Origin of the sequence: Burkholderia sp. IT-111MI5, assembly GCF_949752865.1 — a bacterium.
GTDB lineage: Bacteria > Pseudomonadota > Gammaproteobacteria > Burkholderiales > Burkholderiaceae > Burkholderia > Burkholderia pyrrocinia_C.
The window spans coordinates 355586-380798 of record NZ_CATKIF010000011.1; the positions used below are offsets into that span (position 1 = coordinate 355586).

General features: G+C 65.8%; 29 protein-coding genes. 11 read left to right on the forward strand and 18 right to left on the reverse strand.

The window, feature by feature from the left end:
* Positions 1–147 precede the first annotated feature (147 nt).
* Together ACM6JT_RS09825 and ACM6JT_RS09830 are read left to right on the forward strand one after the other, a co-directional pair.
* A complete protein-coding gene (locus tag ACM6JT_RS09825; RefSeq protein ID WP_034179568.1) occupies positions 148–552 on the forward strand; it encodes a response regulator transcription factor in 405 nt (134 codons plus the stop codon).
* Positions 553–568: 16 nt separating this feature from the next.
* Positions 569–1348, forward strand: coding sequence for a helix-turn-helix domain-containing protein (locus ACM6JT_RS09830; RefSeq protein ID WP_034179569.1), 780 nt, complete (start codon positions 569–571; stop codon positions 1346–1348).
* Between the two features lie 53 nt (positions 1349–1401).
* Here the strand turns inward: ACM6JT_RS09830 and ACM6JT_RS09835 are convergent, their stop codons facing one another.
* The 6 genes from ACM6JT_RS09835 to ACM6JT_RS09860 all read right to left on the reverse strand — a co-directional run bounded on the left by ACM6JT_RS09835 (position 1402) and on the right by ACM6JT_RS09860 (position 5772).
* Entirely contained in the window at positions 1402–1752 is a 351-nt protein-coding gene (locus ACM6JT_RS09835; RefSeq protein WP_414856373.1) for a metal ABC transporter ATPase, read from the reverse strand.
* A gap of 156 nt (positions 1753–1908) precedes the next feature.
* Complete coding sequence (locus ACM6JT_RS09840; RefSeq protein WP_034179571.1) at positions 1909–2148, reverse strand: hypothetical protein; 240 nt, start codon at positions 2146–2148, stop codon at positions 1909–1911.
* A 16-nt stretch (positions 2149–2164) separates the two neighbouring features.
* Entirely contained in the window at positions 2165–2455 is a 291-nt protein-coding gene (locus tag ACM6JT_RS09845; protein WP_034179572.1) for a DUF1488 domain-containing protein, read from the reverse strand.
* Between the two features lie 121 nt (positions 2456–2576).
* Positions 2577–2975, reverse strand: a complete 399-nt coding sequence (locus ACM6JT_RS09850) for a DUF488 domain-containing protein (protein ID WP_034179573.1) — start codon at positions 2973–2975, stop codon at positions 2577–2579.
* Between the two features lie 162 nt (positions 2976–3137).
* Entirely contained in the window at positions 3138–4340 is a 1203-nt protein-coding gene (locus ACM6JT_RS09855; RefSeq protein WP_414856374.1) for an amino acid aminotransferase, read from the reverse strand.
* Positions 4341–4386: 46 nt separating this feature from the next.
* Entirely contained in the window at positions 4387–5772 is a 1386-nt protein-coding gene (locus tag ACM6JT_RS09860) for an amino acid permease (protein WP_414856375.1), read from the reverse strand.
* A gap of 319 nt (positions 5773–6091) precedes the next feature.
* Here ACM6JT_RS09860 and ACM6JT_RS09865 point away from each other — a divergent pair, with 319 nt between their 5' ends.
* From ACM6JT_RS09865 to ACM6JT_RS09880, 4 genes are all read left to right on the forward strand, one after another.
* Complete coding sequence (locus ACM6JT_RS09865; protein WP_034179576.1) at positions 6092–6565, forward strand: Lrp/AsnC family transcriptional regulator; 474 nt, start codon at positions 6092–6094, stop codon at positions 6563–6565.
* 209 nt (positions 6566–6774) lie between these two features.
* On the forward strand, positions 6775–7335 hold the full coding sequence (locus tag ACM6JT_RS09870) for a PAAR domain-containing protein (RefSeq protein ID WP_414856376.1): 561 nt from the start codon (positions 6775–6777) through the stop codon (positions 7333–7335).
* Between the two features lie 3 nt (positions 7336–7338).
* Positions 7339–7971, forward strand: coding sequence for a type VI secretion system amidase effector protein Tae4 (locus ACM6JT_RS09875; RefSeq protein WP_081938373.1), 633 nt, complete (start codon positions 7339–7341; stop codon positions 7969–7971).
* Positions 7968–8303 carry a hypothetical protein gene (locus ACM6JT_RS09880; RefSeq protein WP_131948412.1) on the forward strand — a complete coding sequence of 112 codons (336 nt, stop codon included), beginning with the start codon at positions 7968–7970 and terminating at the stop codon, positions 8301–8303. Before ACM6JT_RS09875 ends, ACM6JT_RS09880 begins: the two co-directional genes overlap by 4 nt.
* A gap of 226 nt (positions 8304–8529) precedes the next feature.
* Here the strand turns inward: ACM6JT_RS09880 and ACM6JT_RS09885 are convergent, their stop codons facing one another.
* Entirely contained in the window at positions 8530–9387 is an 858-nt protein-coding gene (locus ACM6JT_RS09885) for an EamA family transporter (RefSeq protein ID WP_414856377.1), read from the reverse strand.
* 403 nt (positions 9388–9790) lie between these two features.
* Here ACM6JT_RS09885 and ACM6JT_RS09890 point away from each other — a divergent pair, with 403 nt between their 5' ends.
* Positions 9791–11464, forward strand: coding sequence for a phospholipase C (locus tag ACM6JT_RS09890; RefSeq protein ID WP_414856378.1), 1674 nt, complete (start codon positions 9791–9793; stop codon positions 11462–11464).
* A 100-nt stretch (positions 11465–11564) separates the two neighbouring features.
* The gene (locus ACM6JT_RS09895) at positions 11565–12986 is read left to right on the forward strand and encodes a cytochrome-c peroxidase (RefSeq protein WP_414856379.1); all 1422 of its coding nucleotides are present in this window, start codon (positions 11565–11567) and stop codon (positions 12984–12986) included.
* 19 nt (positions 12987–13005) lie between these two features.
* On the opposite strand, the gene ACM6JT_RS09900 is transcribed toward ACM6JT_RS09895, so the two are convergent.
* The 5 genes from ACM6JT_RS09900 to ACM6JT_RS09920 all read right to left on the reverse strand — a co-directional run bounded on the left by ACM6JT_RS09900 (position 13006) and on the right by ACM6JT_RS09920 (position 17396).
* Positions 13006–13737 (reverse strand): class I SAM-dependent methyltransferase, encoded by a 732-nt coding sequence (locus ACM6JT_RS09900; RefSeq protein WP_414856380.1) that lies wholly within the window; start codon positions 13735–13737, stop codon positions 13006–13008.
* Positions 13738–13815: 78 nt separating this feature from the next.
* A complete protein-coding gene (locus tag ACM6JT_RS09905; RefSeq protein ID WP_217587058.1) occupies positions 13816–15126 on the reverse strand; it encodes an NAD(P)/FAD-dependent oxidoreductase in 1311 nt (436 codons plus the stop codon).
* Positions 15123–15878, reverse strand: coding sequence for an amino acid ABC transporter ATP-binding protein (locus tag ACM6JT_RS09910; protein ID WP_414856381.1), 756 nt, complete (start codon positions 15876–15878; stop codon positions 15123–15125). The genes ACM6JT_RS09905 and ACM6JT_RS09910 overlap by 4 nt, the downstream gene beginning before the upstream one ends.
* A complete protein-coding gene (locus ACM6JT_RS09915; RefSeq protein ID WP_034179585.1) occupies positions 15875–16531 on the reverse strand; it encodes an amino acid ABC transporter permease in 657 nt (218 codons plus the stop codon). Before ACM6JT_RS09915 ends, ACM6JT_RS09910 begins: the two co-directional genes overlap by 4 nt.
* 88 nt (positions 16532–16619) lie before the next feature.
* Entirely contained in the window at positions 16620–17396 is a 777-nt protein-coding gene (locus tag ACM6JT_RS09920; protein ID WP_105389975.1) for an ABC transporter substrate-binding protein, read from the reverse strand.
* 160 nt (positions 17397–17556) lie between these two features.
* On the opposite strand from ACM6JT_RS09920, the gene ACM6JT_RS09925 reads away from it, so the two are divergent.
* Positions 17557–18348, forward strand: coding sequence for an IclR family transcriptional regulator (locus tag ACM6JT_RS09925; protein WP_217587054.1), 792 nt, complete (start codon positions 17557–17559; stop codon positions 18346–18348).
* Between the two features lie 39 nt (positions 18349–18387).
* Here the strand turns inward: ACM6JT_RS09925 and ACM6JT_RS09930 are convergent, their stop codons facing one another.
* The 5 genes from ACM6JT_RS09930 to ACM6JT_RS09950 form a co-directional block, all read right to left on the reverse strand.
* Positions 18388–18840 carry a type VI secretion system amidase immunity protein Tai4 gene (locus ACM6JT_RS09930; RefSeq protein WP_414856382.1) on the reverse strand — a complete coding sequence of 151 codons (453 nt, stop codon included), beginning with the start codon at positions 18838–18840 and terminating at the stop codon, positions 18388–18390.
* 200 nt (positions 18841–19040) lie between these two features.
* Positions 19041–19388: a DUF1493 family protein gene (locus ACM6JT_RS09935; RefSeq protein ID WP_105389973.1), complete on the reverse strand. Its 348-nt coding sequence runs from the start codon at positions 19386–19388 to the stop codon at positions 19041–19043.
* A complete protein-coding gene (locus ACM6JT_RS09940) occupies positions 19381–19818 on the reverse strand; it encodes an STM2901 family protein (RefSeq protein WP_105389972.1) in 438 nt (145 codons plus the stop codon). The genes ACM6JT_RS09935 and ACM6JT_RS09940 overlap by 8 nt, the downstream gene beginning before the upstream one ends.
* A gap of 300 nt (positions 19819–20118) precedes the next feature.
* Positions 20119–21453: a chloride channel protein gene (locus ACM6JT_RS09945; RefSeq protein ID WP_414856383.1), complete on the reverse strand. Its 1335-nt coding sequence runs from the start codon at positions 21451–21453 to the stop codon at positions 20119–20121.
* Between the two features lie 234 nt (positions 21454–21687).
* On the reverse strand, positions 21688–22149 hold the full coding sequence (locus ACM6JT_RS09950; RefSeq protein ID WP_414856384.1) for a VOC family protein: 462 nt from the start codon (positions 22147–22149) through the stop codon (positions 21688–21690).
* A gap of 309 nt (positions 22150–22458) precedes the next feature.
* Here ACM6JT_RS09950 and ACM6JT_RS09955 point away from each other — a divergent pair, with 309 nt between their 5' ends.
* Positions 22459–23601: a porin gene (locus ACM6JT_RS09955; RefSeq protein ID WP_174418045.1), complete on the forward strand. Its 1143-nt coding sequence runs from the start codon at positions 22459–22461 to the stop codon at positions 23599–23601.
* Positions 23602–23816: 215 nt separating this feature from the next.
* Entirely contained in the window at positions 23817–24119 is a 303-nt protein-coding gene (locus ACM6JT_RS09960; protein ID WP_034179597.1) for a DUF4148 domain-containing protein, read from the forward strand.
* Positions 24120–24252: 133 nt separating this feature from the next.
* Here ACM6JT_RS09960 and ACM6JT_RS09965 read toward each other — a convergent pair whose 3' ends face one another.
* On the reverse strand, positions 24253–25200 hold the full coding sequence (locus ACM6JT_RS09965) for a LysR family transcriptional regulator (RefSeq protein ID WP_034179598.1): 948 nt from the start codon (positions 25198–25200) through the stop codon (positions 24253–24255).
* Between the last annotated feature and the right edge of the window lie 13 nt (positions 25201–25213).

Genomic DNA, 25213 nt, shown 5'->3' on the forward strand with positions numbered 1-25213 from the left:
GCGCCGGTGCGGCGTTGCAACATCCGGAGCGCTCTGACACTTTCCCGTACGCGTTGTAGGAAACGCCCTACAACGCGTCGAAGCGGCCTACACCAACTTCCAATTCGGCCGATTTCATTTCCGGCGGCGCAACACGATACTGCCGGCATGAATGCCAGCTTGTCGCCCGCCACGCTCAGGGTGTTTCTCGTCGATCATGCCGCCGCCGTCCGGCAGCGGATCGCGCTGCTCGTCGGCGCGATTCGCGGCGTCGCCGTCGTGGGCGAAGCGGAAGACGGCCAGCACGCGTGGACGCAGATCCGCGGCAGCCGGGCGGACGTCGTGATCGTCGACCTGCGGCTCGCGGACGGCAGCGGCCTCGACCTGATCGGGATGCTGTCGAAGGCCGCGCCGCGCATCGTCACGATCGTGCTGACGAATCATTCGGCGCCGGCATTCAGAGAGGCATGCGCGACGGCCGGAGCCGACTACTTCTTCGACAAGACCGTCGAATTCGACGCCGCGTGCCGTGTCATCGAATCCCTGGTGCACGCTCGCGTGCACCAACCCTGACAAGCCGGAGCGACTCATGTCCACCGCCACCGCCTGCGCTGCCGACGTCCCCGTCGCGCCCCGGCCGACGACTCCGCTTCGTGCGGTCACGCGCGCCGACGCCGCCAAACATCCCGCCGCACGCTGCTCGGCCTGCGCGATGCGCTCGATGTGCCTGCCGCCGCAACTGACGGCCGCCGAATACGGCCGGCTCGACGCGATCATCTGCACGACCCGGCAGGTTCGCCAGGGCGACGCGCTGTTTCGCACCGACGATCCGTTCCAGAGCATCTATGCGGTGCGCGCGGGTTCGGTGAAGACGGTGATGATGCATCGCGACGGCCGCGAACACGTGACCGGCTTCCAGATCGCCGGCGACACGCTCGGGATGGACGGCATCGGCAGCGGCCAGCACTGCTGCGACGCGATCGCGCTCGAAGACAGCGTCGTGTGCGTCATCCCGTTCGGTGCGCTCGAAGCAGCGTGCCGCGAGATCAAGCCGATGCAGCACTTCCTCTATCAGATGCTGAGCAGCGAGATCGTGCGGAAATCGAGCCAGATGCTGCTGCTCGGCACGATGTCGGCCGAACAGCGCGTCGCGCATTTCCTGCTGAACCTGTCGTCGCGCTTCGAGGCGCGCGGCTATTCGGCGACCGAATTCAACCTGCGGATGACACGCGAGGAAATCGGTTGTTATCTCGGGATGAAGCTGGAAACGGTCAGCCGGATGTTCTCGCGGTTCCATCGCGAAGCACTGGTCGAAACCCGCGGCAAGCGCGTGCGCATCATCGATGCGCAAGCGCTCGCGCGGGTCTGACTCGGGTCAGACGTACGCGCCGGCATCGTCCGCGAGGCATCGCGCGCCGTGCGTCACCGAGCCGTGCCATCGGTCGCCGCGTCGCGCAGCATCACCCTGCCACCGCCCGCCTGCCACGCGATCAGCGCCTGTTCGGCCTGGGCGAACGCGCGGTGCAGCGCATCGTCCACGTCATCGCCGCTGCACGGCGGCAGCGGCCTGGGCGCCTCGTCGTGAAACACCAGGTCTAGCCGCACGTCGTATGTGCGCGCACCGTCGGCCGCCGCGCGCGATTCGATTGCGAGGTGACAGCCGTCGATCAGCGCGCGAAACCGTTCGAGCCGCACCAGTTGCGCGCCGGCTTCGGCTTCGATCGCGGCGGAACCCGTGAATCCGAGGCAGGCGATCTGCATGCCCACGCCCATGTCGTTTCTCCTGACGGGGCCGCCCGCTCGTCGACCGCCTTGCATGCACCGCCCGCGCCGAAAGGCGGCGGTGCGTATTTCCCGTGGCGCGGCGCGGATTCTTCGATCGCTGGCCTGCCGATAAGTCTGTCCGCACCTCTGTCGGCGCGGCACCGTTCATACGTTGAATACCTGCGACGTCTTCATCTCGATCCACGTCATTCCGGCCCGCAGCCCTTCGATCATCGCCTCGCGCTCGGTCGGATATGCATGGCTGTGCTCGAACGTATGATGAAAGCGCGCGGCGCCGCTGCCGTGCTCGACCGACACGCGGCAGCGGAATTCGCCCGATTCGCACGGGCGCGTCTCGACCTCGACCGACCAGTCGCGTTCGTGAATGTTGCCCTGCAGAGTCATGTGCCCTCCTGCGGTGTCAATCGCCGAGCCGGAAGTGGCCGCTGTGCAGCAGCACCGGCCGGCCGCCGATTTCCTCGAGCATCCGTCGTGCCATCGCTTCGATCGCCGGCCGGTGCGCGTCGAACGCGGCCAGCAGGTCGCGTTCGAGCAGCGACGGCGCACCGAAATGGTCTTCCAGTGCCTCGGCCGTGACCGCGCACTGCACGCAACGTCCGTCGACCAGCGCCGAAAACGCGACGACCAGGTCGCGCGCGCAATATTCGGCCGGCTCGGGCGGGAAGGTAATCTGCATCTGTCCGCTTGTCATTGTCGTGATGACTCCATGACGAGAGCATAGTGGCGCGCGCGGCCGCCCGCTTGACCCACGTCAATCGGTTCGCTGCACCGCACGATCGCAGTGCGGTATCGTGCCGCCGATTCAGTCCGCTTCAGTCCGCGTCGGGCTCGATCGCCGCGCCGCGCTCCGCGAGCAGCTCGCGCAGCACGCTGCGGTGGCAATGGCGCTCGTCGTCGCAGTAACAGCCGATCGAGAACGCGGTGGTCGCCGACAGCGCCGCCAGCAGGTCCAGCACCTTCGCCGGATCGCCATGCGCCATCTCCGCGCGGAAGTGGCGCTTGAACGCGTTCCATTCGGCGTCCGTTTCGGCCGCCTGCGCCTGCGCGACGAGCTCGGGGCTCGGCGACAGCGTCGGCAGCCATACATCATAGTAGTTGCGCGACGCGAATTCCGCCTTCGGTACGCCGCGCGGCGGCCGCCGCACCGTGCCGATCCGCAGGCCCTCGCCGGCCGCGCGCGGCGTGCCGAGCTGGATGATCCGGATGCCCATGTCGCTCCTCTGTCCTGTGTCCGATTCCGTGATCGTACCGCCGCGCCTGGGCACGCGTCAGCCGGGTAGCACGCATCGCGGCCGCGCAACAAAAAACCGGCTGCCTCCGCGACGGGAGACAGCCGGTTCGGCCGGCAGCATTGCGCGCCGGGCGCGCGACGATCAGACGCCGCTCTTCAGCACCTTGCCGATTGCGTCGGCAACGATGCCGACGTTCGAGTCGTTCAGGCCCGCCACGCACATCCGGCCGGAACGCAGGATGTACACGCCGTGCACTTCGCGCAGCGCGTCGACCTGCGATTCGGTCAGGCCCGTGTACGTGAACATCCCGCGCTGCTTCACGTAGCGCGTGAGCGCTTCGCCGCTGACGTGGTCGCGCAGGCCGTCATGGATCGACTGGCGCATCCGCGCGATGCGGCGGCACATCGCCGACAGTTCCTCTTCCCACTGCTTGCGCAGCGCGGGCGTGTTGAGCACGGCCGCGACGACTTTCGCGCCGTAGGTTTGCGGGTTGCTGTAGTTCGAGCGCACGGCGCCGGCCAGCTGGCCGAGCACGCGCTCGGCCGCGGCCGCATCCTCGCAGACGACGCTCAGGCCGCCCACGCGCTCGCCGTACAGCGAGAAGTTCTTCGAGAACGAGTTCGCGACCAGCGCCGGCACGCCGCGGCGGGCCAGCTCGCGCACCGCGAACGCATCCGCATCGAGGCCCGCGCCGAAGCCCTGGTATGCCATGTCGACGAACGGCAGCAGGCCGCGCGCCTCGATCACGTCGATCAGCCTTTCCCACTGGCCTTCGTCGAGGTCGACGCCGGTCGGGTTATGGCAGCACGCGTGCAGCAGCACGATGCTGCGCGCCGGCAGCGCGTCGATCGCCGCGAGCATCGCGTCGAACTTCAGGCCGCCCGTCGCCTCGTCGTAGTACGGATACGTGTTCACCGTGAAGCCGGCACGCTCGAAGATGAAGCGGTGGTTTTCCCAGCTCGGATCGCTGAGCCACACCTGCGCGTCCGGGAAGTAGCGCTTCAGGAAATCGGCGCCCACCTTCAGCGCGCCCGAGCCGCCGAGCGTCTGCAGGGTTGCGATGCGGCCGGCCGCGCGGGCCGGGTGATCGGCGCCGAACACGAGCGCCTGCACGGCGTCGCGATACGCAGGCAGGCCGACCATCGGCAGATACGGCTTCGGGCCGCTCTCGCGCTGCAGCGCGGTTTCGGCTTCGCGCACGGCGCCCATCACCGGAATCCGGCCTTCGGCATCGAAGTAGATGCCGATGCTCAGGTTGACCTTCTGGTCGCGCGGATCTTTCTGGAAGTTCTCGTTGAGCGTCAGGATCGGGTCGCCCGGGTACGCGTCGATGTGTTCGAACATGGCTTGAGTCGGTCTCGTTTGGAAGAATGATCGGTGGTGGCCTGCTTCAGCCTGCGGACGCGCTGTCGCGCACCGCATAGCCTGCATTCTTCTGACGGAAGCGATACCCGATCGCGAGCACCGCGAGCCATACCGGGATCAGGTACACCGACAGGCGGAGATCCGGCGTCAGGTACATCACGACGAGAATGCCGGCCATGAATGCCAGGCACAGGTAATTCGTGAAAGGATAGCCCAGACTGCGGAAGGAAGTCTTCTCCCCGGCTGCGCGCTTGGCCTGGCGGAACTTCAGGTGGATCAGGCTGATCATCGCCCAGTTGATGATCAGCGCCGACACGACGAGGCCCATCAGCACCTCGAACGCCTTGCCCGGCATGAAGTAGTTGACCAGCACGCACGCGCCGGTGGCGAGCGCCGACGCGCCGAGCGCGGCGAGCGGAATGCCGCGCTTGTTCACCGAGCACAGCACCTTCGGCGCATTGCCCTGCTGCGCGAGGCCGAACAGCATCCGGCTGTTGCAGTACACGCCGCTGTTGTAGACCGACAGCGCGGCCGTCAGCACGACGACGTTCAGCACGTTCGCGACCAGGTTGCTGCTCAGCGCATGGAAGATCAGCACGAACGGGCTGCCGCCGCTGACGACCTTCTCCCACGGATACAGCGACAGCAGCACGGCGAGCGCGCCGATGTAGAAAATCAGGATGCGGTAGATGACCTGGTTGGTCGCGCGCGGGATGCTGTGCTTCGGATCGTCGGCCTCGGCCGCCGTGATGCCGACGAGCTCGAGCCCGCCGAACGAGAACATGATCGCGGCCATCGACATCACGAGGCCCGACACGCCGTTCGGGAAGAAGCCGCCGTGCTGCCACAGGTTCCTGACGCTGGCCTCCGGCCCGGCGTTGCCGCTCGCGAGCAGCCAGCCGCCGAAGCCGATCATCCCGACGATCGCCGCGACCTTGATGATCGAGAACCAGAATTCCGTCTCGCCGTACGACTTCACGCTGGTCAGGTTGATCAGGTTGATGACGACGAAGAACACGAGCGCCGACACCCAGGTCGGCACGCCCGGCCACCAGTACTGCACGTAGATCCCGACGGCCGACAGTTCGGCCATGCTGACGAGGATGTACAGCACCCAGTAGTTCCAGCCGGACAGGAAGCCCGTGAAGTGGCCGAAATACTTGTTGGCGAAGTAGCTGAACGAACCTGCGACGGGCTCGTCGACGACCATCTCGCCGAGCTGGCGCATGATGAAGAACGCAACGATGCCGGCCACCGCATAGCCGAGCAGCACGGACGGGCCGGCCATCTTGATCGTCTGCGCGATGCCGAGGAACAGCCCCGTGCCGAGCGCGCCGCCGAGCGCAATCAGCTGGATGTGCCGGTTCTTCAGCCCGCGCTTCAGGCCGTCGCTCTCGTTTCCAGAACCCATGTCTTCTCCACTCTGTCCGCCTCCGCCTGAAGCGGTGCGGCGCGCCTCGGTGTGCCGGGCGCTGTTTTTGCTGTGCCGGCGGCGTTCGTGGAGCCGCCGGGTTGGGGACTGCAATCTTCGCGTGGCGGCGCCCGATTCGCTCCGGCATGCCCGCCAGACCGGCCGCCGACTTGTCGCCCACGCCGCATTGCTGCGGCCACACACGAAAATCCGGCGTCAGTTTAGCGTCGCGACGGCGAAATCGGGTTTCGTAACCCGTTCATGCAAACCCTACATTATGAGATAAGATTGCATCCAGGAGACAAATGAGGAAATAAAAATGCCTGAACCGGTTCTCGACCGCATCGATCGCCACTTGCTTTCGATCCTGCAGGAGAACGGCCGTGCGTCGAACCTCGATCTGGCGAAGGCCGTCGGCCTGTCGCCCGCGCAGACATTGCGGCGCCACCGGCGGCTGGAAGAGATCGGCGCGATCCGCCGCTACGAAACCCGGCTCTGCCCCGACACGCTCGGCTTCGGCGTCACCGCGTTCGTGCACGTGACGATGGAGCGCGGGCATATCCGCGACCTGTCCAAGTTCCAGAAGCTGGTGTCCGATCTCGCGCAGATCCAGGAGTGTTTTTCGGTGACGGGCGACATCGACTATGTGCTGAAGGTCGTCGCGCACGACCTGAAGGGACTGTCGCAGTTCCTGCTCGAAACGCTGATGCGGATTCCCGGCGTCAGTGGCGTGCATTCGAGCGTGTGCCTCGACGAGATCAAGTGCACGAGCGCGATGCCGGTTGAAGCGTGACAGCCGGCGCGCCGGCCGGTCATTCGCAGACGGGCGCCGGCGAGATCGACAGCAACTCGAGCACGTTGTTGCTTGCCTCACGTCACATCGCCGATGTTTAACGCATACGAACCGTCGAATCGATCACACGCAAATTCGAATTAGTCCCATAGACAATTTCCCCCTTGCCGGCGAATGTCTTCGATTCCTTAACGCAAAAGGAAACGACGATGCGCAGAACGGCAGCAAGAGACAGTGACTCGACAACAACCGGCGGATTCATCATTGCGGTCACGTCAACGATATTCGATAACGGTAAACGCGTTGCTTTGGACGGCGACGAGGCAACATGTGGCAATTGCAAAGGGGCGTTCAGGATTTTCGGCAGCGCCACGCGCATGAGTTGCCACGGTCGTAGAGTCGTTTTGAATGGCGACCCCGTGCTCTGTCCGTGTGGACAAAACAAGGTCATCGCAGGCGGCGACAGTCGAATTTTCTACGAAGCCGACAGCGGCACGTCCAGGCAAGTAGCAGCAGCCCGCGAAGCTCAGCCACCTACATCGCCAACCCAATCTGCCGCGCCTTCCGGCTACGACGAAAAGCTGGTGTGTACGACACGCAAGTCGGTACTTGTCGGATATCCGTACCACATCGAAACGGCAGATGGCCGCACGTACAACGGCCGACTCGATCCAAGCGGAGAATTGCCTCGCATCGATACCGGCAACAAGCCCGATGAGTACACGGTTTATTGGGGCGACGAAGCCATTGAAAAACAATACGAGAGCTGACCGATGCCGAACAAGCCCACTAAGGTTCGCTCGAACGACACTAAAGGGTCCATCAAACCGGTAACGCTTCAGACGTTGTCATTTCGTGAACTTTGGAGCGCCTATCCGAAGAAGGATCCATACGATGATCCCACCGGCCAGTATGAGAACCAGTGCGCCATTCGCATGAGCGTTACGTTTCACCACATCGGAAGCGACATGAAGTCGTTTTCTCAGAAGGTGTTGAAACCGATGCCGGGGAAGAAGTCGCTAGGTCGTCTGATACTCGACGGGAAAGCAACAGCGACCCGCGCCTACGAGTTGGCCGAATGGTTGAAGCTTCACCCGTTCCTCGGCCTGGGCAAGCCGGAAAACATCACAGGTCAGGATTGGCAGCGCAAGATTAATGGCCGAACCGGTATCATCTATTTTTTTGGGTACTGGCGGCAAGAAGGGGATTCTGATGACGCGTTGAGCGGCGGCCATATTGACCTATGGAACAAAGATACCCTTACGCCATCTACCGCTTCGTTCTGGCGGTTTCGCATAGGCGTGCCGAGCATGATTAACCCTCTTGATTACCTTCGGGGTCGACGCGGGAATTGGTATTCAGATCTGGCCAACTCGAAAGAAATCCTCTTCTGGGAAGTTCAATGAAACGACTGGCTGTTGCAGTTCCAGGGTTCCTATGGGGTTTGCTCATCACATGGGCGTCCCTTTATACGTTCAGCCGTATTCATTGGCCTGCTCCGCCGTCGCATTCGACCGGCTGCAACGACATGGAACACTGCGCTCCACACGCAGTATTCATCGTCGGCCTGTTCGCCCTGACCTTGTGGCCTTCGGTCGTCTTTGCCGCACTCAATGCCTTCGCTTACCGACGTTGGTCATCGCGCAAGTGGGGCATCGCGTTCATTGCAACTACGCTATTTGTCGTGCTCTTTCATCTTGCGACCTACGCGACACCCGTGCCAGGTCTTTTCGGCTAAATCGGTCTACCGAAACGACCCGATGGGGTTTGTGCGCCGCCTCGCTTCCCTCTACAGATCTCTCCGAATACGGTTTGATTTGTTGCGTCAGCAACGATTTGATATATAGCGCTCGTGTACGCGGGTCTTGCGGGCCAATCCATAGATGTTCGCGACAGCGATTCGACGCGATTTCCAGTGTCGAACTGGCGTTCACAACATACGCATTGCGCATCCCGGGGCGCCTTCAGCGCACCGCCTCGAACGCACTGATCAGCAACGCCCCCGCCGCAATCACCGCACATCCCATAGCACGGCGCGGCGTCAGCCGCTCGCCGAGATACACGCGAGCGATCAGCGCGGCGAACACCACGCTGGTTTCGCGCAGCGCCGACACCGGGCCCATCGGCGCGCGATCCATCGCCCAGATCACGATGCCGTATGCGAGCGCCGCGAACACGCCGCCGCATGCAGCCTTCGCCGTCTCGCCGACATCCTGCGTCAGCCGCAGCGGACCCGCGCGCAGCCGGTAGTACGCGGCCATCATCATGCCCGTCAACACGAACATCCACGCGGCATAGCCGACCGTGCTGCCGCTTTCCCGCACGCCGATCCCGTCGACCACGCTATAGGCCGCGATCGACACGCCGGTCGCAAACGCGGTCGGCAGCACCTGCGTCATCCGGTGCTTTGCGCCGCGCCCACCCTCCAGCCCGATCGCCAGGATGCCCGCGCAGATCAGCACGAGCCCGCCTTGCGCGCCGGCGTTCAGGTGCTCGCCCGCGAATGCCGCCGCGCCGAGCGTGACGAGCAGCGGCGCGGTGCCGCGCGCAACCGGGTAGGCGACGGTCAGGTCGCCGTGCTCGTAGGCGCGCACCAGCAGCAGCGTATAGACCACATGGATCACGGCCGATGCGACGACACAGAGCCAGCCCATGAGCGTGATCGGCGCGGCGGCAGGCAGGAACAGCAGCGCGAACAGCCCGATCGCGATCTGCAGCACCGTGGCCGACCGCAGCCGGTCGCCGCTGCTGCGGACGAGCGCATTCCATGACGCATGCAGGAATGCCGCACACAGAACGGCAAACAGAACGGGGATCGGCACGATGAATTCTCGGTAACGGTCGGCAACATGAAATCGTCGCCGCGGGGCATCCATCGTATGAATACGTCACACGATTGTCAAAAATGCGGTATCCACGGCATGACGCGCGAACCGGCCGACCGCGCCCTTTCGCCCGCCCCATGCGGCCTGCGCGGCAGGCGGCCCCGTGCGCCGCGAAATGTGTCTTCGTGGTTGAGCGCGGTCTGCCCCTTTCCGTTCTCTTTCGCACCGCGTTGCGCCGTAATGGAATCGATACCGCAGCGCAACCGTCGCGAAACCACTCCGTCCCCATATCTTCATACGCGACTGTTCCAATGCGCGTGCTCTCTCGCGAGCTCCGCGCCGAACCGACACGACGACGGGGCAGCTCTCCACCATCGAAGGCCTTACCTGGAGTTTCCCGATGTTCCGTCAAGCCTTGCTCGTCACCGCCTGCGCAGCCGCAGCGCTTGCGCTGTTCGCCTGCGGCGGCAGCGACGATCCGACGTCGACGCCCGCGGTGTCGTCGCAGGATGCGCTGCAGACCGCCACGCCGATCAAGCACGTCGTCGTGATCTACGGCGAAAACATCTCGTTCGACCACTACTTCGGCACCTACCCGAACGCGACGAACCCGTCGGGCGAACCGGCGTTCACCGCGCAGCCCGGCACGCCGACGCCCAACGGCTTGACGGGCACGCTGCTCACCGCGAACCCGAACTTCACGAACACGGCCAACGGCACCGACGCGGCGAACCCGTTCCGCCTCGACCGCACGCAGGCCGCGACCGCCGACCAGAACCACGCGTACACAGCCGAACAGCTGGCCGAGGACAACGGCCTCGCCGACCTGTTCCCGAAATACACCGGCAAGGGCTCGTCCGGCGGCGCCGGCGCGTTCGGCACGAAGGGCCAGGTGATGGGCTACTTCGACGGCAACACCGTGACCGCGCTGTGGAACTACGCGCAGCGCTTCGCGATGAGCGACAACGCATACACGACGGTCTACGGCCCGTCGACGCCGGGCGCGCTGAACGTCGTGTCGGGGCAGACCAACGGGATGCAGATCGTCAAGACATCGAAGCAGCCGTCGACGCTCGCAGCCACCTCGTACTACATCAACGACGGCCAGGGCGGCTTCACGATGATCAACGACGTCGACCCCGGCTTCGACGTGTGCTCGAGCACGACCGACCAGGCGATGATGACCGGCAAGAACATCGGCGACCTGCTGAACGGCGCGAAGATCACGTGGGGCGGCTTCATGGGCGGCTTCAACCTGTCGACGACCAACGGCAACGGCACGACGGGCTGCAGCCGCAGCACGATCGCCACCGCCGTGAACGCCGCGACGGCCGACTACATCCCGCACCACAACTGGTTCCAGTACTACGCGTCGACGTCGAACCCGCAGCACACGCGCCCGAGCTCGATCGCGGCGATCGGTTCGAGCGTCCAGACCGACGGCAAGACGGCGGAACCCGCGAACCACCAGTACGACAGCGACGACTTCTTCGCGGCCGTGAAAGCCGGCAACTTCCCGTCGGTCAGCTTCCTGAAGGCGCCGGCCGCGCAGGATGCGCACGCGGGCTATTCGGATCCGCTCGACGAGCAGGCGTTCGTGACGAAGGTCGTCAACTTCCTGCAGCAGCAGCCGGACTGGCAGAACACGGCCGTGATCGTCACCTATGACGACTCGGACGGCTGGTACGACCACGTGTACACGGCGCCGACCCGTTCGTCGTCCGACGCCGTCGACCAGGTCAACGGCAACGGCAAGTGCGGCACGGGCGGCACCACCGGCGTGAACGGCGGCACCGTGAACGGCCGCTGCGGCCCGGGCGTGCGCATTCCGCTGATCGTGATCTCGCCGTACGCGAAGCAGAACTACGTCGACCACACGATGATCGACCAGGCATCGGTCGTGCGCTTCATCGAGGACAACTGGCTCGGCGGCCAGCGCATCGGCGGCGGTTCGTTCGATGCGACGGCGGGTGACCTGCGCGGGCTGTTCGACTTCACGTCGAAACCGAACACGACGCCGCTGTACCTCGATCCGACGCTCGGCACGGCATTGAGCGCGGCGCCGTCGATCTGACCGGCATCCGTTGACCGCAGGCCGGCGCATCACGCGCCGGCCGTTTCCATTTAACGCGCCGCTTCGTGCGGTGCCCGATTTCCGACCGACAACCGACAGCATGACAGCTCGCCCCGCGCTCCCGTCTCCCGACGCCTCCGGCACCTCCGCGCCGCGTTCCCCCTCCCGCCTGCTGCGCCGCGCGGCGTTCGTGCTCGGCACGGCCGTGCTCGGTTATGGCGCGTTCGCGATCGCGTTCCCCGCGCGGGTGCCCGCGGCGATCGGCACCGTCGTCGCCGGCTGGACGGGCGCGAATCCGCATCCGGTGGTGCTGCAGCGGCCCGCCGTGCAGCCGCTGTCGGCGGTCGCGCAGCTCGGGCGGGCGCTGTTCGTCGATCCGTCGCTGTCCGCGTCGGGCAAGCAGTCGTGTGCGTCGTGTCACAGCCCCGATCATGCGTACGGGCCGCCGAATGCGCTCGACGTGCAGCCGGGCGGCCTCGCGATGACGCAGCACGGGTATCGCCCGCCGCCGTCGCTGATGTACCTGTACCGTCAACCGAACTTCAGCATCGGCCCCGATGCCGGTGAAAACGACACCGCGCCGAGTGTCGCGCAGCAGGCCGCGGCGGCAGCCGGCGTCGTCAAGGCGCAGAAGGTGGCCGGCACGTCAACCGCGCCGCAGCTCGTGCCGCAGGGCGGGATGTTCTGGGACGGCCGCGCCGATACGCTGCAGCAGCAGGCGTTCGGCCCGCTGCTGAATCCGGTCGAGATGGCGAATGCGAGCATCGACGACGTCGCGCACAAGCTCGCGCAGTCGTCGCACCGCGCGCAGTTCGAGCAGCTGTTCGGGGTGCGTGTGTTCGACAGCCCGCAGCTCGCGGTGTCGGAAGCGATGTTCGCGATCGCGCGGTATCAGGTCGAGGATCCGTCGTTCCATCCGTACAACAGCAAGTACGACCGCTGGCTCGAAGGCCGCGCGCGCCTGTCGCAGGCCGAGCTGCGCGGGCTGCGCCTGTTCAACGATCCGGACAAGGCGAATTGCGCGGGCTGCCACCTGTCGAAGCCCGGCAAGGACGGGCTGCCGCCGATGTTTACCGACTACCAGTACGAGGCGCTCGGCGCGCCGCGCAACCAGCAGCTTGCGCAGAACCGCAACGCGGCGTTCTACGATCTCGGCGTGTGCGGGCCGTTCCGCGACGACCTGAAGGACCAGACGCAGTATTGCGGGATGTTCCTCACACCGACGCTGCGCAACTCGGCGACGCGCCAGGTGTTCTTCCACAACGGCGTATTCCACACGCTCGACCAGGTGATGGCGTTCTACAACGAGCGCAGCATCTCGCCGCAGAAGTTTTATTCGCGCGGCGCGGACGGCAAGGTCGACGAGTACGACGACATCCCGCCGAAGTACCGCGCGAACGTCGACGTGACCGATGCGCCGTTCGATCGCAAGCCGGGCGACAAACCCGCGATGACGGCGCAGGATATCAAGGATATCGAAGCGTTCCTCGGCACGCTGAACGACCAGCCGGTGCGGCATTGAGCGCCGCTTGACCGCCGCGTCAGCGGCGCGCGCGGATGCAAAGGAAGGCCGGCGCCAGCGACAGCTCCGCATGGAGCCGTTCGGACGCGGCCTTCATCTCCGGCAGCGGCTTGGGTTCGACGAACCGGTCGAGCCGCCAGCCGCTGTCGGCTACCGCGTTCAGGATGTCGGCGAGCGGCCGCCGCCAGGCCTCGACATACGGTTTCGGTTCGCCGAAGCCCGACCAGTGAAAGCCGAAGCGGGACGTGTCGAAATACGTGCCCTCGCCGCGCGTGCGTTCGTCCATCCAGTCGCGCATCGGATGCGCCATCGAGAACACGAGCGTCGCTCCCGGCCGCGCGACGCGCCGGAATTCGCGCAGTGGCGCTTCGAGGTCGCGCACGTAGTCGAACGCCAGCGAACACAACACCTTGTCGAAACGGCCGTCGGGCAGCCAGTCAAGCGGCACCGACAGGTCGCCTTCGGCCACCTCGACCGCAAGACCCGCGCAACGCGTGCGGGCAAGCGCGACCATCTCCGGCGTCACGTCGAATGCATGCACGGTCGCGCCGTGGCGAGCGAGGTGCTCGCTGCAGATGCCGGGCCCGCAGCCGGCGTCGAGCACCGTCAGGCCGTCGACGTCGCCGAGCAGCGCCATCGTCGCAGGACGCTCGTACAGCGCGTTGTGCGCCTTGGTCGGCGCAATGTCCGAATAGCGTTGCGCGAAGCTCGCGTACGCGCGGCGGCCGGGTGGTTCGTTCGGATCGGTCATGCGGCATCCGTCGGCGGAAACTCGGAGTGTCGATTCTGCCCGATCGGACGACGAATGGCGACCCGCGTCCGCGCCCCATCAGGAAAGGCTGTCGAGCAGCCGATACCAGGCCACCCCGGCCGCGATGTAGAAGCGCTGCAGCCGGTGAAACGGAATCGGCCGGATCGGCGTGGCCCGGAACGGCAGCGGCAGTTGCGCATCGCCGGACAGGTGCGCGGCCAGATGCTTGCCGAGCGTCGTCGCCATCGCGATGCCGCGGCCGTTGTAGCCGAGCGCGATCGTCACGCCCGGCGCGGGCTCGTGCACGTGCGGCATGAAATCCGCGGTGATCGCGACGCGCCCAGCCCAGCGGTATTCGAACCGGACGCCCTTCAGCTGCGGATACAGCAGCGTCGTCGCGCGCTCCAGATGGCGCCAGTCGCTCGTCGCGCGCGGTTCCGCGAACGGGCCGCGGCCGCCCATCAGCAGGCGGCCGGCCGAGTCGCGGCGGAAATACAGCAGCAGGCGCCGCGCATCCGATGCGACCTCGCCACCGGCGAGAATGTCGCGACCGAGATCCGGCGCGAGCGGCTGCGTCGCAACGATGAAACTGTTCGCGGCGATCACCGACTGGCGCAAGCCGGGCCACAGCCCGTCCGTGTAGCCGTTGGTCGCGATCACGACGCGATCCGCCGACAGCGTCGCACCGCCGGCCGTCGCGATCCGCCAGCGGCCGTCGGCACGCGTCAGCCCGACGGCGCGCGTCAGCCCGTGCACGACCGCCCCGCTCGCCTGCGCGGCGCGCACGAGGCCGCGCGTATAGCTGAGCGGCTGCACGCTGCCTGCGCGGCGATCGATCCAGCCGCCCGCGTAGGCGTGCGTGCCGAGCCGCCGTGCGACGTCGTCGCGGCCGAGCACTTCGACCGGTGCGCCGCGCGCGGCCCACTGCTGCGCGCGCCGCGCGACCGTATCGAGCATCGCGGCGGTCGGCGCCGGCTGGATCCAGCCGTGGCGACGCGCATCGCAGTCGATCGCGTGCCGCGCGATCAGGTCGAACACCGTGTCGGCCGCGCCGCCGACCACGCCGGCAAGCTGCTCGCCGGCCTCGTCGCCGAACCGGCGGATCAGTTCGTCGGGATCGTATTTCAACCCGGGGATCACTTGCCCGCCGTTGCGGCCCGACGCCCCCCAGCCCGGCTGCGCGCCGTCGATCACGCGCACGTTCGCACCGCGTTCGGCCAGGTGGAGCGCGGTCGACAGACCCGTGAAGCCGGCACCGACGATCGCCACGTCGCACGATGCCGACGCATCGAGCGCGGGGGTGTCAGGCGCTGGCGCGGCCGTCGCCGCCCACAGCGAATCCGGCCACCGGGAGTCGGGCCATGCGGGTGCCGGTTTCCTTTCGCTCATGTTCGATCCGGGTTGGCGGCGCCGTCCGACGCCAGCAGGCGGCGCAGGAATTCCTGCGTGCGCGGATGCGTCGGCTGCGTGAGCACGTCGCGTGCTGGCCCGCTTTCGCAGATGGTGCCGTCGTGCAGGAAGCACACGCGATCGGCCACCTCGCGCGCGAACCCCATCTCGTGCGTGACGACCACCATGGTCATTCCGTCGCGCGCGAGCCCGCGCATCACGCCGAGCACCTCGCCGACGAGTTCGGGGTCGAGCGCCGACGTCGGTTCGTCGAACAGGATCGCCTGCGGCTCCATCGCGAGCGCGCGTGCAATCGCGACGCGCTGCTGCTGGCCGCCCGACAGCTCGGACGGGTACGCATTCATCCGGTGCGCGAGCCCGACCTTGTCGAGCAGCGCGCGGGCCTGCTCGCGCGCCTGCGCGGCCGGCATCCGCCGCACGTGCACGGGGCCTTCCATCACGTTCTCGAGCGCCGTGCGGTGCGCGAACAGGTTGAAGCGCTGGAACACCATGCCAACCCGCATCCGCAGTTCGTGGATACGCTTCGAATGCGCATCGACCTTCACGCCGTCGATCGTGATCGAGCCTTCGTCGTAGGTCTCGAAGCCGTTGATACAGCGCAGCACGGTCGATTTGCCCGAGCCGGACGGCCCGATCAGGCACACGACCTCGCCCTGCCGCACGTCGAGACTCACGCCCTTCAGCACCGCGTGCTGCTGGAAGCGCTTGTGTATCGAATCGATCCGGATCATGCGCCTCTCCTCAGCGCGAGCCGCTTGCCGAGCCGGTTCACGCCGAACATCAGCGGCAGGCCGAGCGCGAGATACAGCAGCGCGACGAGCGTATAGACGCTCATGTTCTGGAATGTCGACGACGCGATCAACTGGCCGGCCCGCGTGATCTCCGCGACCGTGATCGTCGACGCGACCGATGAATCCTTCAGCAGCATCACGAGCGTGTTGCCGTATGGCGGCAGCGCGATGCGGAACGCCTGCGGCAACACCACGCGCCGCATGATCATCGGCCCGCGCATACCGATCGCGTGCGCGGCCTCGATCTGGCCGCGGTCGATCGCCTCGATGCCGGCGCGGAAGTTTTCCGCCTGGTAGGCCGAGTACGCGATGCCCAGGCCGAGCACGCCGGCCTGGAACGCCGACAGCTGCACGCCGAGATCGGGCAGCACGAAGTACATGTAGAACAGCTGCACGATGATCGGCAGCCCGCGGATCACGTTGACGATCGTGCTGCCGGCCGTCGACACGGCGCGATTGCGCGACACCTTCATCAACGCGAGGATCAGCCCGAGCACCGAGCTGAGCACGAACGCGCATGCCGTGATCTCGATCGTGACCACCGCCCCCTTCAACAGGATCGGCAGGAAATCGATCGCATTCTGAAAAAACATGAGGTCTCCTATGCGATGGCCGGACGGCACGCCGCAGCGGGTGCCCGCGAGACGCGGGCGATACCGGCGTGGAACCGGGGGCGGGCGCTCAGCTCATGTGCCACTTCTGCAGGATCTGCTGCAGCGTGCCGTCGCCCTTCATCTTGCGGATCGCGCCGTTGAGCTGCTCGAGCGTCGCGGTATCGCCCTTGCGCACGATGAAGCAGACCTGCCCCTTCACGACGCTCTGGTATTCGGGCACGAGCCGCACCTGTCGGTTGACGCCGTGTTCGATCTGGTACGCGACGATCGGCTGGTCGGCGAAGCCGGCCTTGATGCGCCCGAGCGCGACGTCGCGCATGATGTCGGCGATCGAATCGTAGGTTCGGACTTCCTTGAAGATGCCCTTCTTGTTGAGCGCGTCGACGAACGCCGTGCCGACCTGCGCGCCGACCACCTGCCCCTTGAAATCGTCCATCGACGTATAGCGGCCCGGGTCGTCCGCCTTCACGATCAGGCCTTCGCCGAACGAATAGACCGTGTCGGAGAAATCGACGACCTGCTGGCGCGCCGGCGTCTTCAGCATCGCGGCCGAGATGATGTCGATCTTCTGCGTGGTGAGCGACGGGATGAGCGCCGAGAACACGGTCTGCTGCACGTCGACGCGAAAACCGGCCGATTTCCCGGCCGCGGTGATCGCGTCGACCATCATCCCCTGGATCGAATTGCTCTTGACGTCGAGAAACGTGAACGGCACGCCGGTGGCCGTCGCGCCGACCTTCAGCGTCGGCTCGGCCGCGACGGCGCCCGCCGATGCCGCGGAAATGGCGATACAGGTGGCGAAACCGGCGGCCAGTGCGCCGAACTGCTTGATGAACGAAACCATGATGTCCCCTTCTCGAATAATCCGGTGCGCCGCCAGTCGCCGATCGACGTTGCGACGATGACCCGATCTTAAAACGAATCAAAAACATCGCAAACAGATTTTTGCGTATCGATATTCGATACATTATGATTCGATATCGAATCGATCAAGCCCCTTGCTCATGGAAACTTTGCCCGATCAGTCGAACGACCTGCTGTTCAACCAGTCGCTGGAGAAAGGGCTGAACGTGCTGCGCGCGTTCAGCGCGAAGCGGCGCACGATGACGCTTGCGGAAGTGGCCGACGCGGCGGGGATGACGAAGAGTTCGGCACAGCGGATGGTCTATACGCTCGAGAAGCTCGGCTATATCCGCAAGCATCCGGTCACGCGGCGTTACCAGCTCACGCCGCACGTGATGCGGATCGGCTTCAACTACCTCGCGGCCGATACGCTGATCGACGTCGCGAATCCGTTCCTGTCCGAGCTCACGAACCTGACCGGCGAAACCACCAACCTCACCGAGCCGGACGAGGACGAGATGGTGTACGTCGCTCGTTTCGTGTCGACGAAATTCGTGCCGATCCACATGCCGATCGGCAGCCGCATTCCGATGTATTGCACCGGCAGCGGCCGCGCGTTCCTGAGCGCGCTGCCGCCGGACGACGCGCGCGCGCGGCTCGACGGCATGGCGCGCACGCCGCACACGCCGCGCACGGTCACGGCGCTCGACGCACTCGTCGCACTGCTCGACGGCGCAAGGCAAGAAGGCTACGCCACCAATCAGGAAGAACTGTTCATCGGCGACATGTCGATCGCGGCGCCCGTGCTCGGCAGCCAGGGGCAGCCCGTCGCGGCCGTGCATGTGGTCGCGCCGACGAGCCGCTGGACGTTCGACGACGCGCGCCGCAAGCTCGCGCCGGCCGTGATCGACTGCGCGCGCGGCATCAGCAATTCGATCCGGACGCTCGAATAGCGTGCGCGCGTCGCTGCGTTGCACAGCGACGCTTGCGCGTCATTGCGGCTTCTGCGAGTTTTCCGTCCGATAGGTGCTGTTCGGGTGCAACACGAGTTTCTTGGCCGCTACGTCCAGTTCCTTGCTGTGGTACAGATCAGTGCATTTCAGGAAGTCGAACTTCACATCCTTCACTTCCGATTCGACGACCGGATTCCGGTAATCGCGCGCGAGATACTTCGCCACCAGCGAGTGAATGACATCCGGCGTGCGCTCCATGTCGTAGTAGGTCCAGTCGCGCAACGCGCTGGTGCTGCTGCCGATATCCTTGCTCGCGCCGGGCGCCTGCTTGTAAGCAGTCGCGAGACACTCCGCGAGCACCATGTCCTTGAAGTTCTGGAGGTAAGTGCGTGAACCGGCCTCCGGTGACGCCTGCGTTACATCCTTCGCCGATACCACCGCAGGATGCAGCACGACACACGTCAGTACGGCCGCGAGCCAGGCTCCCCTCATGACAGACTCCAGAAATTCACACGATCCGGACGATACCGTGGGCCGGGCTCGTTGAAGTAACAGTGGTCACGACACCTATTGCCGTTGATCCGAAAGCCTTTCGGCGAAGCTCAATGAAACACGTCGCGGGCCGGAATTCGTGACGGAAGGCGCGCACGCAAAAACAGGCATCCGGCCCGCAGCATGCAACGCCTGACGGATCATGGCTCCCAGCGCCCTCGCTCCATCGCCTCTTCCATCATTCCGAGCGTCAGTGACCGTCCGCCCAACGTCTCGCGCGCCTTGTTACTGAACGGAGATTTGACGACCGCCGCGAGGAACGATCCGATGCCGAGTTTCGCGGACGGGTAGTAATAGTGGATGTCGAACGCGGACAGGTCGACGCCAAACGTCACGGCCCATTGCCTGACGAGCTCGTCGATGTCGCCCGGCTCCAGGTCGAGATCGTGATAGAGGTCCGTGTCCCGCGTCAGTTCGGTTCGATCGACCGGAAGCCTGCCGACATCGGCCGTGATAAACGCTTCGAGACTCTTCCATGCGTCAGCCATACAGACGATCCTCGGGCTTCACCATGCTGTTGTAGGCGCTAACCGTTCGGTAAGTGATCAGCGATACATCCGTGGCCAGGATTACCCAACCAACTCCGGGTATCGCGCGCCCGACAAATGCGCCGATATTCCGTGTGAACTTGATGCGCAACATGATAAGACTCGTGAACGACGTAACGGTAGGCAAAATCCGGTGCTTCAGCTCGTACGGCAGCATACGACGGGAAACGACAGACGCGATGGAGGTGCCCTTGACGGCGTTCGCGAACTTGCCGCGAGTCGGGATGAAGCGCTGGCCCAGTAACACCATCGCAATACCGACCGCATCGTCTACACCCAACTCCTTGCCAGTCTCTTCGATGAAGATCAGGAAGAGCAATTCTTCACGGCTCAAGCCCTCGTGAATGCCGTACTTGTACGTATTCGCCATTTTCTCTCAGATAGTTTGAAATTGACCGAGCGGCCGAGGCTATCTTGAATGACACGGGGAGGGAAACAGGCTCACCGGGTCGACAGTTGCTACGAGAATGCGTCCCGGCACAATTGATCGATCTCTTGCTGTTCCGTTGAAGCAACTCCCGGCTTGCGCTCCCGATCGTTACAGCTTCGTCGTTCCGCGCGAGTCCCCACCGCAACGGCATGCGCCAGAACGAATGCAAATCGTTAATTTTCGGTGGCTTGCTGGCGACGAATGCGCTGGCGTTGTCCGGCCTTTGATCGCTCGTACGCGTTAGCGCGTCGCCGCCGAGTGTTCGCCCACCATCGCAATCGCCTTCGCCCGCCGCTCGCCCAGCCCCTCCGCAAACCGGTACGCAACAAGCGCCCCGGCCACCGCAAGCAGCATCGGCACGAGGCTGTCGTGATTCGCGCGTGTGAATTCGAGCAGCAGCACGACCGCCGTGATCGGCATCTGCATCGACGCGGCGAGAAAAGCAGTCGCGCCGATCAGCGCACACCCGCCGATCGATGCGCCCGGCCAGACGAGACTCCACAGCCCGCCGAGCACGATGCCGAGCAGCGCGCCGTTCGCGAGGCCCGGCGTCAGCAGGCCGCCCTCCGCGCCCGCGCGCAGGCTGCCCGCCTCGATCAGCACCTTCAGCACGAGCAGCGTCGCCGCGAGGCCGATCGTCAGCGTGCCGTCGAAGCCGAGCGACGCCGGCCCCTTGCCGTTGCCGAGCAGTTGCGGAAACCGCATCGCGAGCACGCCGATCACCGCGAAGTTGACCAGCGCGAGCACCGGCAGCCGCCAGTCTTTCGGCGCGTTCGCCCGCGCGCGGGTCGTGAGCCGCACGAAGCCGTACGCGGCGGAGCCGAACAGCGGCCCGCAGACGATCGACCAGGCGACGAGCGGCGTGCTCAGCGCGAACGCGGGCACGGTGTACTGGTGTTCGTTGCCGAGGCCGAGCCACGCGACGGCCGCCGCGATCGCCGACGTCACGACCGCGACGATCAGCGCACGCAGTTCGAACGTGCCGAGCAGCACTTCGAGCACGAAGATCGCGCCGCCGAGCGGCACGTTGTAGACAGCCGCGAGGCCGGCGCCGGCACCGCACGCAACCATCAGCCGGCAGTCGCCAGGCGTGAGCCCAGCGCGATGCGCGAGCTGCCCGGCAAGCAGCGAACCGATCTCGCGCGGCGCGACTTCGCGGCCGAGCGGCGAACCGAGCGCGACGGTGACGATCTGCAGCAGCGCGTGGATCGTCGTGCTGACGAACGGCATCCGCGGATCGGCCGCACGCACCGCGCGGCGAATGCTGACGAGCGGCCGGCCGTACCGGTAAAGCGCCCACCAGCCGCCGCCGGCGACGATTCCGCAGACGATCAGCACCGCGAGCCGGCGCAACGGATCGGCATCGGTCACGCCGGTGAGGAAGCTCTCGGTGCCGATCACGTGCGCGATGCTGTAACCGTACGCAATGTGCTGGATCGCATGCAGCAGCAACGCGAGCAGCATGCCGCCGAGGCCCGCGCCGACGCCGGTCAGGATCGTGACGACGGCCACGCGCGCGAACGGGCCGGCGGACGGGGAAGCGGATGCGGGAGCGGACGGGAGATCGAGGCGCATGAGGTCGGCGAACAGGAATCGAAAGGACGGCGCGCAACACGCGCGCCTTCGTCAGGACCGCATCGTAGGCTCGCGCCTCTCATGCGACAAACGTATTTTTCGAATCGACTCATGTATTTCATGAATACATGAGTATGGACGGCCTGTAGCCACATTCCGCATCAACCCGGTCGATCCGGATAAGTGATGCGTTCCGGTTCACGCCGCATCTATAGAAAAAGCACGCACCGCGCATCAAGACCAGCCTTCGAACGTCAGGCCCGTCTCGGCAGCCGCCTGCTCGGGCGTCACGTCGCGCACGTGCTGACCGAACGTCCACACGTGCTGCTCCGGATCGCGCGCGCGATAGGTGCGGTCGCCATAGAACTGGTCGGCCGGTTCCTGCAGGATTTCCGCGCCGGCCTGCCGCGCGTGTTCGCAATGCGCGTCGAGGCCGTCGGCAAGCTGCACGTGCACGCTTTGCGTGTTCCTGCCGCCGATCTCTTGCGGGCTCGTAACGAAATCGGCCCAGTGTCCGCCGATCATCACGACGCCGCCGCGATGCGTGAGTTCCGCATGCGTGACCTCGCCTTCAGGCGTACGGACGACGATGCCGCGTGCGAAGCCGAACGCGCGCTCCAGCCATTCGAGCGCGGCGCCCGAATCGCGGTAGTACACGGCGGCGCTGATCGGCGGATGGCGGTCGGGCTGGGGCATCGTGTGTCTCCGGTCGTGGGCACGAGCCGCTCATTCTCCGCGCGTCGGCCGAACCGATCAACCGCCGCGCCGCGCCCCGCGCATGTTGCAACGGCGCGACAGACGGCACGCCTCAAACGGATGCTGCCCGCGCGCGATAACGCAAAAACGACCGGCCTCGGGTGCGCGCGGCGCGTCGTGTCAGTTTTGTGAAGGACTCTTGCAGGATTCGGAAAGGTGCGCTCGCGGCCCAGGCGGCCTAGCGCGCGCCGTGCATTCCTATACTTGCGCCGAACTTTCGTTTCCAGTCCCACACGCAGGAGCCTCACCATGAAAAAAACCCTCATCGCCGGCGCTTGCGCGGCCGCGCTGTTCGCCCCGCTCGCCCACGCGCAAAGCTCGGTCACGCTGTACGGCCTGATCGACGCCGGCATCGCGTATACCAACAACGCAGGCGGCGCATCGCTGTGGCGCCTGACGACCGGCACGATCAACGGCAGCCGCTTCGGCCTGCGCGGCACCGAGGATCTCGGCGGCGGCGTGAAGGCGCTGTTCGTGCTGGAGAACGGCTTCAACGCGAACAACGGCGCACTCGGCCAGGACGGCAAGCTGTTCGGCCGCCACGCGTATGTCGGCCTGAGCGGTAACGGCTACGGCACGCTGACGCTCGGCCGCCAGTACGACACGATGGTCGACTTCGTCGCGCCGCTGTCCGCGACGGCCGGCGACTTCGGCGATGCGGGCTTCGCGCATCCGTTCGACAACGACAACCTGAACCACTCGCTGCGTATCAACAACGCGGTCAAGTACACGAGCGATACGGTCGCGGGCTTCAAGGTCGGCGCAATGTACGCGTTCTCCAACTCGACGAACTTCAGCGCGAACCGCGCGTACAGCGTCGCGGCGAGCTACACGAACGGCCCGCTGAAGCTGGCCGGCGCGTACCTGCAGATGAACGGCACGAAGGGCTCGACGAGCGCCAGCCCCGGCGCGACCGATTCGGCCGAGGCGAAGAGCGTGAACCAGGGCGGCTGGTCGATCGGCTCGGACCGCATGCGCTCGTACGGCGGCGGCGTCAGCTACGTGTTCGGCCCGGCGACCGTCGGCTTCGTCTATACGCGCTCGCAGTACGACAACACGGGCTCGTTCGGCTCCACCGGCCAGGTCGCGTTCAACAACTACGACGTGAACGTGCGTTATGCAGTGACGCCGGCCGTCAGCCTCGGCGCGGCTTACGTGTACACGGACGCCAGCGTGTCGAACCCGGACAGCAAGCACGGTACCGATCCGAAGTGGCACCAGGTCGACCTGCAGGCCGTGTACAAGCTGTCGCGCCGCACCGACCTGTATGCGGAAGCGATGTACCAGCATGCGTCGGGACGCGGCTACCAGGCGTTCATCAACGGTTCGGGCGGCGCGTCGAGCACGCCGAACCAGATCGTCGGCGCGATCGGCATGCGCACGCGGTTCTGACCGATGTGACGCCACGTCGCCCGCCGGCAACGAACCCGCGTTCGCACGCGGGTTCGGTCGCTGCGAGCGACGCGCGTCAATGTTGTTCCATCTGGAAGGCAGCCTGCCTGGAATCGGGGTTTTTGCGCGCACAAGCGCTGCGTAGACTCGTATCGAAGGTCGGGGCGCGCATCGCGCATCGAACCGAACGTCTACCCGTCACCTAGGAGAACCTTGTGAAATCGCTTGTCGTTACCGCGGCCGCTGCCGTCCTGCTTGCCGCACCGGCCCTGTCGTTCGCCCAGTCGGCGAAGTCGCCCGTCACGCGCGCGCAGGTGCTGCAGGAACTGGTCGACCTCGAGTCGGTCGGCTACAACCCGGCGCGCGGTGAAGCCGGCAACTATCCGGAAGACATCATGGCGGCGCAGGAACGACTGCAGGCGAAGCGTCTCGCGGAGCGGAAGGCTGCGCAGGCCGCATACGGCCCGGCCGGCGAGCCGGCAACCGAATCGGGCACGGCGGCGAAGCCCGCGCTGTGACGATGTGATGAAGCGCCCCGCCCGCATGAATCGTGTGCTGCGGGCGGCGCGCATGTTGCGTCTGCACGAAGAAGCGTGTCGTGCAATCACCGACCCACGCAACGTATCGACGTCCCCGCTGCGCATCCGGCGCTCAGGCGGCCTGCGGTTCGCGGTCGATCGCGTTCAGCATCTCGACGTCGCGCGCGATCATCCCCGGCACCTGCGCGCGCAGCATCTCGACCCAGGTCCGCACCTTCGCGTCGACGAAGCGGCGCGACGGATACAGCGCATACACGTTCATCTTCTGCAGGATATGCGCGGGCAGCACGCGCACGAGCGTGCCGTCGCGCAGTGCGTCGATTGCCGAGTACAGCGGCAGCATGCCGATCCCGATGCCGTCGCGGATCGCGAGTGCGAGCGATTCGGCCGTATTGGTCTGCACCGGCCCGGCGACGTGGATCTGCTCGACGCCTTCGGGCCCTTCGAGCACCCATTCGTGCGTCGGGAACGCGGGCGTACACAGCGTCAGGCACGCGTGCGCGGCGAGATCCTGCGGACGGGCCGGCGCGCCGTGCCGTTTCACATAGTCGGGAGACGCGCACAGGATGCTGAACGTCGAGCCGAGCAGGTGCGATACCAGTTCCGAATCGGGCAGCGACGACGCGGTCACGACGGCCATGTCGCTCGTGCCGTCGAACAGGTCGGGCATGCGCTGCGACAGCGACAGTTCGATCGACACGCCCGGGAACTGCGCGTGATAGCGCGTCAGTGTGGGCAATACATAGTGATGGCCGACACTCGCGAAGCTGTGCATGCGCAGCACGCCGGCCGGCCGTTCGTGCGCGCAGCTCGCCTCTTCTTCCGCGCGGTCGACGTCGGCGAGGATCTGGCGGCAGCGCCGCAGATAGCTTTCGCCGGCCGACGTCAGCGCGAGGCGGCGCGTCGAGCGATTCATCAGACGGGTGCGCAGGCGCGCCTCGAGCTCCGACACCGCGCGCGACATCGCGCCCGTCGTCGAATTCAGCGATTGTGCGGCGGCCGTGAAGCTGCCGGTCTCGACGACGCGCGAAAACACCCGCATGTTTTGTAGGGTATCCATTCCTGTGAGCAAC

What these genes read in the sequence shown, in the direction of transcription:
- ACM6JT_RS09835 (WP_414856373.1), bottom strand. Translation starts at nt 1,752, where the DNA reads ATGGGCGTGGGCATGCAGATCGCCTGCCTCGGATTCACGGGTTCCGCC.
- ACM6JT_RS09945 (WP_414856383.1), bottom strand. Translation starts at nt 21,453, where the DNA reads ATGCGCCTCGATCTCCCGTCCGCTCCCGCATCCGCTTCCCCGTCCGCC.
- ACM6JT_RS09955 (WP_174418045.1), top strand. Translation starts at nt 22,459, where the DNA reads ATGAAAAAAACCCTCATCGCCGGCGCTTGCGCGGCCGCGCTGTTCGCC.
- ACM6JT_RS09875 (WP_081938373.1), top strand. Translation starts at nt 7,339, where the DNA reads ATGCCGAACAAGCCCACTAAGGTTCGCTCGAACGACACTAAAGGGTCC.
- ACM6JT_RS09895 (WP_414856379.1), top strand. Translation starts at nt 11,565, where the DNA reads ATGACAGCTCGCCCCGCGCTCCCGTCTCCCGACGCCTCCGGCACCTCC.
- ACM6JT_RS09880 (WP_131948412.1), top strand. Translation starts at nt 7,968, where the DNA reads ATGAAACGACTGGCTGTTGCAGTTCCAGGGTTCCTATGGGGTTTGCTC.
- ACM6JT_RS09845 (WP_034179572.1), bottom strand. Translation starts at nt 2,455, where the DNA reads ATGACAAGCGGACAGATGCAGATTACCTTCCCGCCCGAGCCGGCCGAA.
- ACM6JT_RS09910 (WP_414856381.1), bottom strand. Translation starts at nt 15,878, where the DNA reads ATGATCCGGATCGATTCGATACACAAGCGCTTCCAGCAGCACGCGGTG.
- ACM6JT_RS09855 (WP_414856374.1), bottom strand. Translation starts at nt 4,340, where the DNA reads ATGTTCGAACACATCGACGCGTACCCGGGCGACCCGATCCTGACGCTC.
- ACM6JT_RS09965 (WP_034179598.1), bottom strand. Translation starts at nt 25,200, where the DNA reads ATGGATACCCTACAAAACATGCGGGTGTTTTCGCGCGTCGTCGAGACC.
- ACM6JT_RS09920 (WP_105389975.1), bottom strand. Translation starts at nt 17,396, where the DNA reads ATGGTTTCGTTCATCAAGCAGTTCGGCGCACTGGCCGCCGGTTTCGCC.
- ACM6JT_RS09950 (WP_414856384.1), bottom strand. Translation starts at nt 22,149, where the DNA reads ATGCCCCAGCCCGACCGCCATCCGCCGATCAGCGCCGCCGTGTACTAC.
- ACM6JT_RS09915 (WP_034179585.1), bottom strand. Translation starts at nt 16,531, where the DNA reads ATGTTTTTTCAGAATGCGATCGATTTCCTGCCGATCCTGTTGAAGGGG.
- ACM6JT_RS09865 (WP_034179576.1), top strand. Translation starts at nt 6,092, where the DNA reads ATGCCTGAACCGGTTCTCGACCGCATCGATCGCCACTTGCTTTCGATC.
- ACM6JT_RS09850 (WP_034179573.1), bottom strand. Translation starts at nt 2,975, where the DNA reads ATGGGCATCCGGATCATCCAGCTCGGCACGCCGCGCGCGGCCGGCGAG.
- ACM6JT_RS09930 (WP_414856382.1), bottom strand. Translation starts at nt 18,840, where the DNA reads ATGAGGGGAGCCTGGCTCGCGGCCGTACTGACGTGTGTCGTGCTGCAT.
- ACM6JT_RS09905 (WP_217587058.1), bottom strand. Translation starts at nt 15,126, where the DNA reads ATGAGCGAAAGGAAACCGGCACCCGCATGGCCCGACTCCCGGTGGCCG.
- ACM6JT_RS09860 (WP_414856375.1), bottom strand. Translation starts at nt 5,772, where the DNA reads ATGGGTTCTGGAAACGAGAGCGACGGCCTGAAGCGCGGGCTGAAGAAC.
- ACM6JT_RS09825 (WP_034179568.1), top strand. Translation starts at nt 148, where the DNA reads ATGAATGCCAGCTTGTCGCCCGCCACGCTCAGGGTGTTTCTCGTCGAT.
- ACM6JT_RS09890 (WP_414856378.1), top strand. Translation starts at nt 9,791, where the DNA reads ATGTTCCGTCAAGCCTTGCTCGTCACCGCCTGCGCAGCCGCAGCGCTT.
- ACM6JT_RS09935 (WP_105389973.1), bottom strand. Translation starts at nt 19,388, where the DNA reads ATGGCTGACGCATGGAAGAGTCTCGAAGCGTTTATCACGGCCGATGTC.
- ACM6JT_RS09925 (WP_217587054.1), top strand. Translation starts at nt 17,557, where the DNA reads ATGGAAACTTTGCCCGATCAGTCGAACGACCTGCTGTTCAACCAGTCG.
- ACM6JT_RS09940 (WP_105389972.1), bottom strand. Translation starts at nt 19,818, where the DNA reads ATGGCGAATACGTACAAGTACGGCATTCACGAGGGCTTGAGCCGTGAA.
- ACM6JT_RS09900 (WP_414856380.1), bottom strand. Translation starts at nt 13,737, where the DNA reads ATGACCGATCCGAACGAACCACCCGGCCGCCGCGCGTACGCGAGCTTC.
- ACM6JT_RS09830 (WP_034179569.1), top strand. Translation starts at nt 569, where the DNA reads ATGTCCACCGCCACCGCCTGCGCTGCCGACGTCCCCGTCGCGCCCCGG.
- ACM6JT_RS09840 (WP_034179571.1), bottom strand. Translation starts at nt 2,148, where the DNA reads ATGACTCTGCAGGGCAACATTCACGAACGCGACTGGTCGGTCGAGGTC.
- ACM6JT_RS09870 (WP_414856376.1), top strand. Translation starts at nt 6,775, where the DNA reads ATGCGCAGAACGGCAGCAAGAGACAGTGACTCGACAACAACCGGCGGA.